This window comes from Paraburkholderia sp. C35 (genome assembly GCF_003121405.1).
Classification (GTDB): Bacteria; Pseudomonadota; Gammaproteobacteria; order Burkholderiales; family Burkholderiaceae; genus Paraburkholderia.
This window is the reverse complement of the sequence record NZ_QBUY01000170.1, coordinates 1-12110: the sequence shown is the minus strand read 5'-3', so window position 1 is coordinate 12110 and position 12110 is coordinate 1. Positions and strand designations below refer to the sequence as shown.

Sequence of the window (12110 nt, the reverse complement as noted above, 5' to 3'; positions counted from 1 at the left end):
AAAAGTAGGCAAAAGAAAGCGGGCTAACACCGCCAGATCTAGTTCTTGCCTGCGGGCCCCCAACGGCCCCGTCCTGTCCACGGCATCGCCCTTCTCGATGCCCGCTGCCAGCGCTCTTTATCTGCGCCTCACCCACTCCAATTACCCGTAGCGCAGCCAGCGGCAGCGAACCGTCACTGCAGCCCAGGTGGCAAACGGTGTGTAGGTTGTCGCGCATTACGCGTCGGCGATCCTACAAGACACACCGCCTTTGCTTTTCAGTCCGGAGTGGAGCGTATAAGGCGCGATAGCCGACACACCGTTTGCCACCTGGGCGGCCGGGGCCGAACTGGTAAGGCGCGCTGAGACGCGGGGGCGCGAAGCGGGTGGTGCGCTCTTTAAGAACGCTGGCAGCGGGCATCGAGAGAATCGATGCCGTGCGAAGGATAGGACCGGCTGGGGGCCCGCAGGCAAGGACCGTAGAGGGTGGTGTTAGCGGCTTTCTTTTGCCTACTTTTCTTTGCCGCTGCAAAGAAAAGTAGGTGCTGCCCCGCACAGGGGCGACGCATGAAGTACCAGTAAGAAATCGCGAATGCCAACACCAGCACCGACCCCTACCCCAAAAACCCAAACCATCTCCTTGAGCACCCCTCCCCCAACCGTGTATAAACATTAAACACACCGATCGCCGCAAACCAATGCAGCATGCATAGATCCCCCTCATCCGCCTCTGGCGTCAATCGAAGGAACCGCCCACGATGAATGCCAGCCAGGACCGACAACTCGACACCACAGAAACCTCCGCCCAACTCAACCGCGAGCGCATAGCAAACGCCCGTTTGAGAAAGCTGATCGACGCGCACTCCAGAATCGCCGCGGCAAAACTGGACCTCGATCGCTTTCTGTCCCTCGTCACCGATTCCCTGCTGGAACTCGTGCCCGCCGCGCATGCGTCCGTCGTCGAATGGGTCGATGGTGATGAGATGGTGTACCGCGCGTGCAGCGGCACCATCGCGCATCACGTCGGCCTGCGCCTGAAACGCGACGGCAGTCTGTCCGGGTTGTGCTCGCTCGAAAAACACCTGCTATACAGCAGCGATACCTCCGACGATCCACGCGTCGATGCAGCCGCCTGCAAACGCGTCGGCGCAATCTCGATGGTGGTCGCACCGCTGCTCTACCAGTCCGAAGTGGCCGGTGTCGTCAAACTGATGGCAAGCCGCACCGACGCATTTTCTTTCGAAGACATCGAAACGCTCGAACGCATCACCTCGCTGGTCGCATCCGGCATGGCGCATCAACGCGTGTTCGCAGAAAACCGCGCGCTGATCGAGCAGAACACCATCACCATCGCGCGGCTGCGCACCGAAATCAGCCTGCGCGAAGCCGCCGACAGCAAACTCGAAGCCTCGCTGCGCCGCCGCCGTCTCGTGCTCGACACGACGCACGATGCCTTCGTCTGCACCGATGCCGACGGCATCATCATCGAATGGAACAACGCCGCGACGCGTACGTTCGGCTACGCGCGCGACGCTGTGATGGGCAAGCCAATGCTCGACATGCTCTTTCCCGCGCGCTGCAAGCCGCGTTACGCCGAACTGGACGTGTTCAGGATCTCGCCCGACGCACACACGGAAACGCCCCTGCATCGCAGCCGCACGGAACTGATCGCGCGGCGCATCGACGGCAACGAATTTCCCGCTGAACTGTCCGCGTGCCCCGTTCAATACGACGGACACACCGAACTCGCGTATTTCATTCGCGATGTCACCGAGCGCTTCAACGCGCGCGAACTCGACAAGCGCTTTCGTGTGCTGGTCGATGCGATCAAGGACTACGCGATCACCATGCTCGATGCGCATGGCCACATCACCACCTGGAGCGCAGGTTCGACGCAGGTGATGGGCTACGCGCCGCATGAGGTGATCGGTCAGCCGGCCTCGCTGTTCTATACGCCGGAAGATGTCGCGGCGGGCAGGCCGACGCGCGACCTCGAACTCGCCGCGCGCGAAGGCCGCGTCGAAACGGAAGAGTGGCGCGTGCGCAAGAACGGCACGATCTTCTGGGCCAACATCATCCCCACGGCGCTACGCGATCCGAACGGCGCGCTGCAAGGCTTCGCGAAGATCACGCGCGACATGTCGCGGCGGCGGCGGCTCGAAGAACTCGAAGCGTCGAGCCAGCGCATGAGCCAGTTCCTCGCACTGCTCGGTCATGAACTGCGCAATCCGCTTGCGCCGCTGCGTAATGCCGTCAGCATGCTGCAACTGAAGACGGCCGATCATCAGGCCTTCGTGCCCGAGCACGAACTGATCGACCGGCAACTGTCGCATCTGACGCGCCTCGTCGACGATCTGCTCGACGCCGGGCGCGTCACGCTCGGGCGCGTGCAGATCGAACCGAAGCCCGTGTCGATGCAGGCCATCGCGCAGTTGAGCATCGAAGGCAGCGCACCGCTGCTGGCTGCACGTGGGCAGAAACTCGATGTCGTGATGCCCGATTCGCCGATGTATATCGAAGGCGATCTCACGCGCATGGTGCAAGTGGTGCAGAACCTGCTGAACAACGCGTCGAAATTCAGTCCGGCGGGTGCGGCGATCGGCTTGCATGTGTTCCGCTCGGGGCGGTTGCTCGCGATCCGCATTCATGATTCGGGGCGCGGCATCGATCACGATGCAATCGATGCGATTTTCAATCTCTTCGTGCAGGAAACGCCCACAGAGGAACAGGCCGACAAAAGCGGTCTCGGCATCGGGCTGACATTGGCGCGCGCCATCGTCGATCTGCATGGCGGCCATATCGAAGCGCATAGCGAAGGACGCGGCAAAGGCAGCGTGTTCACCGTGTGGCTGCCCGAATGCAGTCGCGAGATCGTCGACGTAGGTGCACATGACGAAGAACCCGCCTCGTCACTGCCGGTCGATCTCAAAGTCATGGTGGTCGACGATAACGTCGATTCCGCCGACAGCATGGCCACGCTCGTACAGGTGCTCGGTCACGAAGCGCATGCGGTGTACGACGGCGCGGCTGCTATCGAACTGGCGCAGACGCTGCAGCCGCATCTCGTGCTGCTCGATCTGTCGATGCCGAAGATGACGGGCTTCGAAGCGCTGCCGCATATCCGCAATGCGCTCACGGCACCGGGCGCGGTCATCGCCGCGATGACGGGACTCGGCACCAGCGAGGACCGCGCCAAAACGGAGGCGGCGGGCTTCGATCTGCATCTGACCAAGCCTGTCGATTTGCCCGAACTGGAAGGCGTGCTGCAGATCGCCGTGAAGCATGTTCACGACTAACGTACGGCAACGCGCACGCTTACCGATCCTTCCTAACACTCAAGAAGCCACACCACGGAGACGTTAGCGAAGACACTGCCTTCATTCGAGGATCGAACGTGAACACAGTCAACCCTGAACTCATTGCGCGGCTCGTGCGGATCAATCCCGTGGTTATCGTCAACGGCGAGACGTCGCGCTCGCTGCGCTATCACGGCAAGCGCAACGTGCGTGCGCTGATGGGCTTTCTCGGCATGCATCGCGACATGCGCGCCCTCGTCTACAGCCATTCGGCAAGTGGACGGCAAATGTGGCTCGACGTGCAGACAGGGCGTGTGTCACAACTGCCCGTGCTGCTTCCAAGTTGAGCAGCGCATTCAGCAGCGCGCTGTGCGCGACGCCGGGTCACGCTGGCGTGAAGACGATTGCCCCCCGGTTCTCCGCCTGAGCGAACACGCGCGTAAATCGATACGCCTGCCCGCCGATACTGAGGCGATTGAGGCCCGACTGGGTCGCCTCCAGTATCGCGTCCGACAGGTCACGATGAATGGTGCCGCAACTCGCCCATTCCTCTTTCGGTGCGCTCACGTCACCGAGATACAGCCTGGCGTCCTCGACGCCCGTGCGCAGCATGATCAGGCTGAGCGCCTTGTCGAGCGCCCGCTCGAGATACTCTGACAAGGTCGACAGTGCTTCCACGTCGGGTGGGAGCTTGGCGGAATTCGTGGTCATTTTTTGCCCCAGTGCTGTTAGCGTGGTTGCGCTTTTACAGCATACAGCCCGCGTTCTCCACAATACAACCCACGTTCGAAAGACTTTGCCTTACGCATGACACGGCACGGCGGCTGCATCCGTAGCATGCCTCGCACCGTATATCAGGTCACGGTGCCCGCCTCGTCTGGCGGCTCGTTGAATCCAGCGCCGCCCGCCTGCGCGCGGCCACATCGAGGAGTCATGCAATGTCGAACGAAACACTGAAAATGCGGTTGGGACGGGCGATCGTGGCCGTCGTGTGCGGCTGTGCCGCAGTGGGCGCTTACGCTGGCGGGAACGGCAACGGCTCGAACGGGAGCGGCGGCTCTCATGGCGCGGCCACAGCCGGGATGACGCATCACAGCGAGCCCGTTTCCAGCCCATGGAACCGGGACCCCGGCGATATTTCGCATACCACCGGCATGAGCCAAACCGACATGCCCGGCATGGCCGCCGACGACAACGCGATGGCGCCCAAGTCCAGCCAACAGCAACCGTAGGCGTCCGGCGTGACAATTCAAGGACTGGAAACGCTTTCAGGATGCATCGCACCATCGTTGGGAATCTGTTTCGATTCGAGATGGCCCGGATCTTGAATGCATCCAGCGTGAAGCCGAGGCGAGCCGCTTGTCCGGCGGGAGGTGCCTGTACTAACACGTCCACTTCAACCACCGGGAACGGCGTGAAGGGCGTCCTCCTGCGTTTTCCCGGGCTCGCCGGCCAGTTCGGGTCGAACCCATCGGGCAGCCGCAGGTGGGAACACGTTCCAGCTCCCATCGGCGTGTAAAAAGAAGTACATCGAACGCGGCCCCGAGATCGCCTCGGTTTCGACGACGACATACCGGGTCTTCGACCGGTGCAGTCGACCGTAACGTACGACTCGGACCGAGGCGGTCGCGTTGGGAGCAAGCCATTTCTGCACCTGCTCCCGCAGCGAGCGCGAACCCGCGGGTTTCATTGCGTGCTCCAGCCGAAAGTTTCGGGTTGGCGTCGGCTGCGTTGACGCGAACGCCTGCACATCGCGGCAACGCAGGCAAAAACTCACTGATCGCTCACTGACCGATCTGGCGGCTCACGCGGTTTTCCTGCTGATTCAACGCACGATCTTCCTGGCGGGTGATGTGTCCGCCATCCTGACTTGCCATCAGACGTTCTTCGTGACGGATCTGATGGTCGTCGCGATGCAGGCGGGCAGCTTCCGCATGGCTGATTTCGCCGCGCCGGACTTCCTGGTGGATTCTGCGGTCCTGATTGGCCAGACGGCTATTCACCTCCGCCCGGCGAGGATGCGATGCATCCCAGTTCGTCGCGGCGGACGCGGCACCTGCAAAGGTGATGAAGAGTGCACCGACTGCGGCCAGTTTGAGCGGGTTCATGACTATCTCCTGTCGTTGAAGGACGGCTTGCTGCCGTTCATCTCCTCAACGTCGCATCCCGTCGTCTTGATGACGCTGCACTTGTGACTTCTGCAACGGATTGTTTCCACCGCTCGAACCATTTACGAGGCCGCTCTCAATGCGTCGACGACGATCGTCAGCGCCCGGGAGTATTCGCGACGGTTGGGATAGAAAATGTGCAGTCCGGGAAACGTCGGATACCAGTCCGGCAGCACCCACACCAGGCGACCCGCGGCGACGTGAGGTGCCGCGAGATCCTCCGGCACGAACGCCAGGCCTGCGCCGTCGATTGCCGCGTTCAGCATCTGATACGCGCCGTTGAACGTGAACTGCCCGTCCACTCGCACCTGGATGTTTCGCGTGCCTTTTTTTAGCTCCCACGCGTAGATTCCGCCATGTGTCGGCAGACGCAGCCTGATGCAATCGTGATCGATCAGGTTCTTTGGATGCTTCGGCGCGGGATGCCTCGACAGATAGTCCGGCGACCCCACGATGGCCAGGCGTGCGTCCTGACCTATCCTCACCGCGATCATGTCTTTGGCGACCTGATCGCCCCATCGCACGCCGATGTCGAAGCGGTCGGTGACGATGTCCGTGAGACCGTAGTCCACCACCAGTTCAACCTTGATGTCCGGATACCGGGGAAGAACCTTTGCGAGACGTGGCCACAGGACGGTATCGATCGCGTAGTCCGTGGCGGTAATCCGGATCGAGCCGGCCGGCTTGTCGCGCGTCTCGACCACCGCGGCGAGTTCGCTCTCGATTTCTTCGAAACGCGGCGCAACCGATTGCATCAGGCGCTCGCCCGCTTCAGTCGGCGCCACGCTTCGGGTCGTGCGGCTGAGAAGCTTGACACCCATGCGCTCCTCCAATGCCCGCATCGAATGACTGAGCGCACTCTGGGACATGCCGAGCTTTGCAGCGGCACGGGTGAAACTTCCCTCGCGGGCGACGGCAATAAAAGCAAGCAGGTCCGTTACGTTCTCACGCAGCATTCATGCACCTCGTTCATAAGTCTTTGCCGATTTTACAGCCTAGTAGATGAACGCGCCGGGCGTCAGAATGCCCTCTGAGCAACTTTCGATTGTGGGAACGATATGTCGGACAAACCTGTGGCTGCTCGCCAGGCCTTCGGTGCAGTGGCGCCGAAGCTGGCCGAGCTTAGTGACGAAGTGCTTTTCGGCGATGTATGGGAAAGGCCGCAACTGTCGAAGCGGGATCGCAGCCTCGTGACATGCGCGGCGCTCATCGCGCTCGGCAAAGTCGAGCAAATGAGCTTTCATCTGCCGCTCGCGATCAGAAACGGCGTCACGCACGACGAACTCGTCGAGATGACGACGCATCTCGCCTTCTACGCTGGATGGCCCAGCGCGATGTCGGCCGTGACGAAGCTCAAAGAGCTCTTTCCCACAGCCGCTGAATGAGGAATCACGCATGCATCTGAAACGACCTGGCTCTCAGCCCTCGATCAAAGGCCCGGCGGAATGGTTCACGGGAACCGTGCGCATTGATCCATTGCATGCACCGGAACCGCCGGCGCGCGTCTCGTGCGCCAGCGTCACGTTCGAACCCGGCGCTCGCTCGAACTGGCATACGCATCCGTTGGGTCAAACGCTCATCGTGACGGCAGGTTGCGGCTGGACGCAATGCGAAGGCGAGGCGATTGTCGAGATCCGCGCGGGGGATGTGATCTGGTGCCCGCCGGGTCATAAGCATTGGCACGGCGCGTCGCCGACCACCTCGATGACGCATATCGCGATTCAGGAAGCGCTGGATGGCAAGAACGTCCACTGGCTCGAGCCTGTCACGGACGAGCAGTATCTGATCGGGCCTCGCTGATGCAGGCTCTGGGCGCGGCAAGGGTGAGGACGGTTGCCGCACGACGATGCCGCATCGCGCGGCAGTCGTTTTAGCTGCGCAGCCGCGCTCACTGCTGCTTTTATTGCGCGCCGCTTGCCGCCGCCGGAACCGTCAAGGGTTTGACCTCGACGGGAGCGGTGCCTTCTTTCTTCAAGCCGAGATCGTCGGCCGTCTTTGGCGATACATCGACGATCCGGTTCTTCACGTACGGTCCCCGGTCTCTGATCTCCACCACCTCGCTTTTTCCGTTCTTCAGGTTCGTCACGCGAGCCTTGGTGCCGAGCGGCAAGGTCTTGCTCGCGGCAGCATTGGATTGTGGATCCATAGGCGTAGAGTCGGCCATCTTCTTCGAATAAAACTCCGGACCGTAGTAGGACGCTTTACCGTGGCGCGCCTTACCCGTTCGATCCGTGCCGGCGCGCGGCGTGCTTTTGTGTTCGGGCGCGCCTGCGTTTGTGGTTGCCGGGCTCGTCTGCCTGTCGACGCCGGGCGCCGGGTTTTGCGCCGCATGAACAACGCTCAGGCAACAGGGCAGGATGAAAAGCAGAAACTTGCGGATCTTGCTGTTCTTCATCTTGCCCTCCTCGCGCTGGCGACGATCGCGCGGGAGTCTGCTGTCAGCACGGATTCGCTACCGCACCGTTCCCGTTCGCAACCGCTATGCGGAGGTATACGCAATTGCCGTTCCGCATGGCTTCTGCGGTGAAAGCTCGAGCGGAGCGACACGGTCGGAACATCAGGATACGTTCCGACACGTCAAAACTTGTCGCCATACGGCAAAAAAAGAAAACGATTAACTTCCGCAACCGCTCTCCACATCCCCATAGAAGCACCCTCCCACCGCATATCGCGGAAAACACGTACTAGCCAAGCCGCGATAAAACGCCTATTCTTAGAAAAACGTTTTCCAAACGTGACGGAAAATTGCCCGCGCAGGACACATCGCGCGATGCAGATCCGCCCGGCGCTCGTCGCCGGCCATGAAAAAGACCGCGGCGCGACGAGCGATGCCGCGAACGGAGACATACATGCAATCTGCCGTCGTCGGCGTCGTGCGCGTCGCCAGCCGCTTCCGCTGGACCGTCTGTGCGCTGCTTTTCTTCGCGACCGTCATCAACTACATGGACCGGCAGATTCTCGGTCTGCTCGCGCCGCTGCTCCAGCACGAAATCGGCTGGACGCAGGTGCAGTACGGCCGCATCGTGATCGCCTTCTCCGCGTTTTATGCAATCGGCCTGCTGTTCTTCGGGCGTGTAGTGGACTGGCTCGGCACGCGCATTTCCTATGCAGCCGCGATGCTGGTGTGGAGTATCGCCGCCATGCTGCACGCGGCCGTCGGCTCGGTGATGGGCTTCGCGATGGTGCGGGCGCTGCTCGGCATCGGCGAAGGCGGCAACTTCCCGTCCGCGATCAAGACCACGGCTGAATGGTTTCCGCGCCGCGAACGCGCACTCGCCACGGGCATCTTCAACTCGGGCGCGAACATCGGCGCGGTGTTCGCACCGGCCATCATTCCGCCCATCGCCGTGATCTACGGCTGGCGCGCGGCGTTCGTCATCATCGGTGCGATCGGCATCGTGTGGCTGGCCGTCTGGCTGGTGGTCTACCGCTCGAATGACGGCAGCAACGCAGACGAGGCACTCGAAGAGACACGCGACGACGCCGACTCGCTCGACGCCCGCAACGCCAACGCAGGCGCGCCGAGCTGGGGCCAACTGATCCGCAAGCGCGAAACGTGGGCGTTCCTGATCGGCAAGTTCCTGACCGATCCGGTGTGGTGGTTCTACCTGTTCTGGCTGCCGAAGTGGCTCAACGAATCGCGCGGCATGGACATGCAGCATATCGGCTTGCCGCTCGTCGTCATCTATGCGATCACGACGGTGGGCAGTATCGGCGGCGGCTGGATTTCGTCTTCGCTGCTGCGCAAGGGCGGGAGCGTGAACGCTGCGCGCAAGACGGCCATGCTGATCTGCGCGTGCTGCGTGCTGCCTATCGCGTTCGTGTCGCAAGTGGACAATCTGTGGGTTGCGGTCGGCATCGTCGGTCTTGCGGCGGCTGCGCACCAGGGCTGGTCGGCAAATCTGTTCACGACGGCATCGGACCTGTTCCCGCGCCGCGCGCTCGGCGCTGTGGTCGGTATCGGCGGGATGGCCGGTTCGGTCGGCGGCGTGCTGTTCTCCGAAGTGATCGGCCAGGTGCTGCAACGCACGGGCCACTACTGGGTGCTGTTCGCCATCGGCGCACTCGCCTATCTGGTCGCGCTCGTCGTCATGCATCTGCTGACGCCGCGCATGACGCCCGCGAAGCTCGAAGCCTGACATGGCGTGCCGCGTTGCATCGCGCGGCGCGCATGCCGCCGCGCGATGCCTCGATCCTGCGAATCGGCCGTCAGTTGCAAGAGGCCGTCGATTCGCGCACGATCAGGCGCGGCTCGAACATCGAATGATCGGCTTCGGTGTTGCCGGCAAGACCGTCGATCAGCTTCTGCATCGCCAGTTCGCCCATCTTCTCGCTCTGGATGTCCACGGTGGTGAGCGCGGGCGCGGCGTACTCGCCGTAGGGCACGTTGTCGACGCCGGTGACGGACACATCGCGCGGCAGCCTGAAACCGAGCGACGCCGCCTCTTTCATGAAGCCGAGCGCGATCAGGTCGTTGTAGCAGATCACCGCCTGCGGCCGCTGCGGTCCCAGCATCACGCGCGAGCAGGCCTGCTCGCCGGCCTTCGCAGTGGGCGCGTGCGCATCGTGCACGGCGAGCGTGAGGCCGGCTTCGTCGAGACACTCGCGCGCACCGCGAATCCGTTCGTCGTTGACGCGCGCCTGACCGAAGCCGAGATAGGCGATCTGCCGATGCCCGAGGTTCAACAGATGGCGCGTGAGCATGTAGGTGGCAAGCCGGTTGTCGATGCCGACGCTCGGAATCGGCAGGCTCGGGCTGTGACGCAACAGCACGACGGGCTTGTTCAGCTCGAGCATCCATTGCGATTCTTCGTCGGGCATCCGCGAGCTGATGATCAGCCCGTCGACACGTTGCGCGAGCGCTTCGATCAGCGAGCGTTCGCGCGCCTGGTTCTCTTCCGTGTCGACCAGCAGCAGCGTGTAGTCGTGCTGCAGCGCGACGCGGTTGGCGCCCTTCACCACGTTCGTGAAGTGCGGATTGCTGATGTCGAGGATGGCGAGACCGATGGTGCGCGTGCGGCCCGTGATCATCGAGCGCGCGAGCGGGTTCGAGCGATAGCCGAGCCGCTCGATGGATTCCTTGAGGCGCGCTTCGACCGCAGGCGAAAAACGCTGCGCGCCGTTGATGTACTTGGACACGGTCGCAACCGAGACGCCCGCCTCGACGGCTACGTCGCGAATCGTCGGGGAAACTTTTTTCATACGGAGGGTAACGTTTTCTTTTGCCGTAAGCGGATTGTCGCAGAAAAGGCGACGCGCGATAGCACCTTGAAAGCGCGCCCGGCCCTGTCGAAAACCGCGATTGACGCCGCGATGGCGTCACCTTTATAGTAGGAAAACGTTTTCCTGAATTTATCGAAGGATCAAGCAATGAACGAGACAACTTCTGCGTCGCGCAAGCCATTTCGCCGTCTGCTGCTGACGGGCGCGGGCGGCAATCTGGGCCGCCAGTTGCGTGATGCGCTGGCCGCGTGGGCCGACATCGTGCGCGTGAGCGACATCGTGCCGTTGAGCGCGGCCGCCGCGCACGAAGAAGCGAGCGTGGTCGATCTGGCTGACCGTGAAGCGGTGATGCACATGGTCGAAGGCGTCGATGCGATCGTGCATCTGGGCGGCATTTCGATCGACGCACCGTTCGACGATCTGATCGAAGCCAACATTCGCGGCACCTATAACCTGTATGAAGCTGCGCGCAGGCATGGTGTGAAGCGCGTGGTGTTCGCGAGCTCGAATCATGCGATCGGTTTTCATCCTGTCACCGAGGTGCTCGATGCGGACTCGCCGCAGCGGCCGGACAGCCTGTACGGCGTGACGAAGTGCTTTGGCGAATCGCTGTCGCGGTATTACTTCGACCGGTTTGGGATCGAGACGGTGTGTTTGCGGATTGGTTCGTCGTTCGAAGAACCCAAGAACCCACGCATGCTCGTGACGTATCTCAGCTATCGTGACTTTATCGAACTCGTGCGGTGTTCGCTGTTCACTAATCGTGTCGGGCATGCTGTTGTGTATGGCGCGTCGGATAATCCTGTCAAGTGGTGGGATAACACTAAGGCGAATTTTCTTGGGTTTCGGCCGCGTGATAGTTCGACGCAGTTTGCTGAGCGGTTTCCTGTTAGCGCGCCGACGGATAATTATGATGATCCGGCGCAGCGGTTTCAGGGAGGGGCGTTTGTGGTTGGGGAGATATTGGAGCGTAAGGGGTAATAGTCGACGGTGTCTGCGGTTTTTTGTTATGCGGTGGCATCCGCTCTTTGTTATCGGTTCTTCATGCGTTGCCCCTGTGCGGGGCGGCACCTACTTTTCTTTGCCGCCGCAAAGAAAAGTAGGCAAAAGAAAGCGGGCTAACACCGCCAGCACTTCTTATTGCCTGCGGGCCCCCAACGGCCCCGTCCTGTCCGCGGCATCGCCCTTCTCGATGCCCGCTGCCAGCGCTCTTTATAGGCGCCTCCCCCGCTTCAATCACCCGTAGCAAAGCTAGCGGCAACGACCCGTCACTGCAGCCCAGGTGGCAAACGGTGTGTAGGTTGTCGCGCATTACGCGTCGGCGATCCTACGAGACACACCGCCTTTGCTTTTCAGTCCGGAGTGGAGCGTATAAGGCGCGACAGCCGACACACCGTTTGCCACCTGGGCGGCCTGGGCCGAACTGGTAAGGCTCACTGAGACG

General features: G+C 61.9%; 13 protein-coding genes. 7 read left to right on the top strand and 6 right to left on the bottom strand.

All coding sequences use genetic code 11. The annotated features are described in order from the left end of the window. Window positions 1-737 precede the first annotated feature (737 nt). Together DK391_RS42420 and DK391_RS42415 are read left to right on the top strand one after the other, a co-directional pair. A complete protein-coding gene (locus tag DK391_RS42420; protein WP_109483988.1) occupies window positions 738-3275 on the top strand; it encodes a PAS domain S-box protein in 2538 nt (845 codons plus the stop codon). Window positions 3276-3373: 98 nt separating this feature from the next. After that, window positions 3374-3622 (top strand): hypothetical protein, encoded by a 249-nt coding sequence (locus DK391_RS42415; protein ID WP_109483987.1) that lies wholly within the window; start codon window positions 3374-3376, stop codon window positions 3620-3622. Between the two features lie 37 nt (window positions 3623-3659). On the opposite strand, the gene DK391_RS42410 is transcribed toward DK391_RS42415, so the two are convergent. After that, window positions 3660-3986: a hypothetical protein gene (locus DK391_RS42410; RefSeq protein ID WP_109483986.1), complete on the bottom strand. Its 327-nt coding sequence runs from the start codon at window positions 3984-3986 to the stop codon at window positions 3660-3662. 227 nt (window positions 3987-4213) lie between these two features. On the opposite strand from DK391_RS42410, the gene DK391_RS42405 reads away from it, so the two are divergent. Next, window positions 4214-4507, top strand: coding sequence for a hypothetical protein (locus tag DK391_RS42405; RefSeq protein WP_109483985.1), 294 nt, complete (start codon window positions 4214-4216; stop codon window positions 4505-4507). Between the two features lie 164 nt (window positions 4508-4671). Here DK391_RS42405 and DK391_RS42400 read toward each other — a convergent pair whose 3' ends face one another. From DK391_RS42400 to DK391_RS42390, 3 genes are all read right to left on the bottom strand, one after another. Then, on the bottom strand, window positions 4672-4965 hold the full coding sequence (locus DK391_RS42400) for a hypothetical protein (RefSeq protein WP_204117536.1): 294 nt from the start codon (window positions 4963-4965) through the stop codon (window positions 4672-4674). 94 nt (window positions 4966-5059) lie between these two features. Further along, window positions 5060-5383: a hypothetical protein gene (locus tag DK391_RS42395; protein ID WP_109483984.1), complete on the bottom strand. Its 324-nt coding sequence runs from the start codon at window positions 5381-5383 to the stop codon at window positions 5060-5062. 122 nt (window positions 5384-5505) lie between these two features. Then, complete coding sequence (locus DK391_RS42390) at window positions 5506-6399, bottom strand: LysR family transcriptional regulator (protein ID WP_109483983.1); 894 nt, start codon at window positions 6397-6399, stop codon at window positions 5506-5508. A 102-nt stretch (window positions 6400-6501) separates the two neighbouring features. Here DK391_RS42390 and DK391_RS42385 point away from each other — a divergent pair, with 102 nt between their 5' ends. Together DK391_RS42385 and DK391_RS42380 are read left to right on the top strand one after the other, a co-directional pair. Further along, window positions 6502-6828, top strand: coding sequence for a carboxymuconolactone decarboxylase family protein (locus DK391_RS42385; RefSeq protein WP_109483982.1), 327 nt, complete (start codon window positions 6502-6504; stop codon window positions 6826-6828). A 10-nt stretch (window positions 6829-6838) separates the two neighbouring features. Then, complete coding sequence (locus tag DK391_RS42380; RefSeq protein WP_109483981.1) at window positions 6839-7243, top strand: cupin domain-containing protein; 405 nt, start codon at window positions 6839-6841, stop codon at window positions 7241-7243. A 100-nt stretch (window positions 7244-7343) separates the two neighbouring features. Here DK391_RS42380 and DK391_RS42375 read toward each other — a convergent pair whose 3' ends face one another. Further along, complete coding sequence (locus DK391_RS42375; RefSeq protein ID WP_109483980.1) at window positions 7344-7838, bottom strand: septal ring lytic transglycosylase RlpA family protein; 495 nt, start codon at window positions 7836-7838, stop codon at window positions 7344-7346. 454 nt (window positions 7839-8292) lie between these two features. On the opposite strand from DK391_RS42375, the gene DK391_RS42370 reads away from it, so the two are divergent. After that, window positions 8293-9582, top strand: a complete 1290-nt coding sequence (locus DK391_RS42370; RefSeq protein WP_109483979.1) for an MFS transporter — start codon at window positions 8293-8295, stop codon at window positions 9580-9582. A gap of 70 nt (window positions 9583-9652) precedes the next feature. On the opposite strand, the gene DK391_RS42365 is transcribed toward DK391_RS42370, so the two are convergent. Then, window positions 9653-10645, bottom strand: coding sequence for a LacI family DNA-binding transcriptional regulator (locus tag DK391_RS42365; RefSeq protein ID WP_109483978.1), 993 nt, complete (start codon window positions 10643-10645; stop codon window positions 9653-9655). 168 nt (window positions 10646-10813) lie between these two features. Here DK391_RS42365 and DK391_RS42360 point away from each other — a divergent pair, with 168 nt between their 5' ends. Continuing rightward, window positions 10814-11647 carry an NAD(P)-dependent oxidoreductase gene (locus tag DK391_RS42360; RefSeq protein ID WP_109483977.1) on the top strand — a complete coding sequence of 278 codons (834 nt, stop codon included), beginning with the start codon at window positions 10814-10816 and terminating at the stop codon, window positions 11645-11647. Window positions 11648-12110: the final 463 nt, after the last annotated feature.

Bases quoted from the DNA above. Each gene is read 5' to 3' on its own strand.
- DK391_RS42370 (WP_109483979.1), top strand. From the start codon at position 8,293: ATGCAATCTGCCGTCGTCGGCGTCGTGCGCGTCGCCAGCCGCTTCCGC.
- DK391_RS42385 (WP_109483982.1), top strand. From the start codon at position 6,502: ATGTCGGACAAACCTGTGGCTGCTCGCCAGGCCTTCGGTGCAGTGGCG.
- DK391_RS42420 (WP_109483988.1), top strand. From the start codon at position 738: ATGAATGCCAGCCAGGACCGACAACTCGACACCACAGAAACCTCCGCC.
- DK391_RS42380 (WP_109483981.1), top strand. From the start codon at position 6,839: ATGCATCTGAAACGACCTGGCTCTCAGCCCTCGATCAAAGGCCCGGCG.
- DK391_RS42395 (WP_109483984.1), bottom strand. From the start codon at position 5,383: ATGAACCCGCTCAAACTGGCCGCAGTCGGTGCACTCTTCATCACCTTT.
- DK391_RS42360 (WP_109483977.1), top strand. From the start codon at position 10,814: ATGAACGAGACAACTTCTGCGTCGCGCAAGCCATTTCGCCGTCTGCTG.
- DK391_RS42365 (WP_109483978.1), bottom strand. From the start codon at position 10,645: ATGAAAAAAGTTTCCCCGACGATTCGCGACGTAGCCGTCGAGGCGGGC.
- DK391_RS42375 (WP_109483980.1), bottom strand. From the start codon at position 7,838: ATGAAGAACAGCAAGATCCGCAAGTTTCTGCTTTTCATCCTGCCCTGT.
- DK391_RS42400 (WP_204117536.1), bottom strand. From the start codon at position 4,965: ATGAAACCCGCGGGTTCGCGCTCGCTGCGGGAGCAGGTGCAGAAATGG.
- DK391_RS42390 (WP_109483983.1), bottom strand. From the start codon at position 6,399: ATGCTGCGTGAGAACGTAACGGACCTGCTTGCTTTTATTGCCGTCGCC.
- DK391_RS42405 (WP_109483985.1), top strand. From the start codon at position 4,214: ATGTCGAACGAAACACTGAAAATGCGGTTGGGACGGGCGATCGTGGCC.
- DK391_RS42410 (WP_109483986.1), bottom strand. From the start codon at position 3,986: ATGACCACGAATTCCGCCAAGCTCCCACCCGACGTGGAAGCACTGTCG.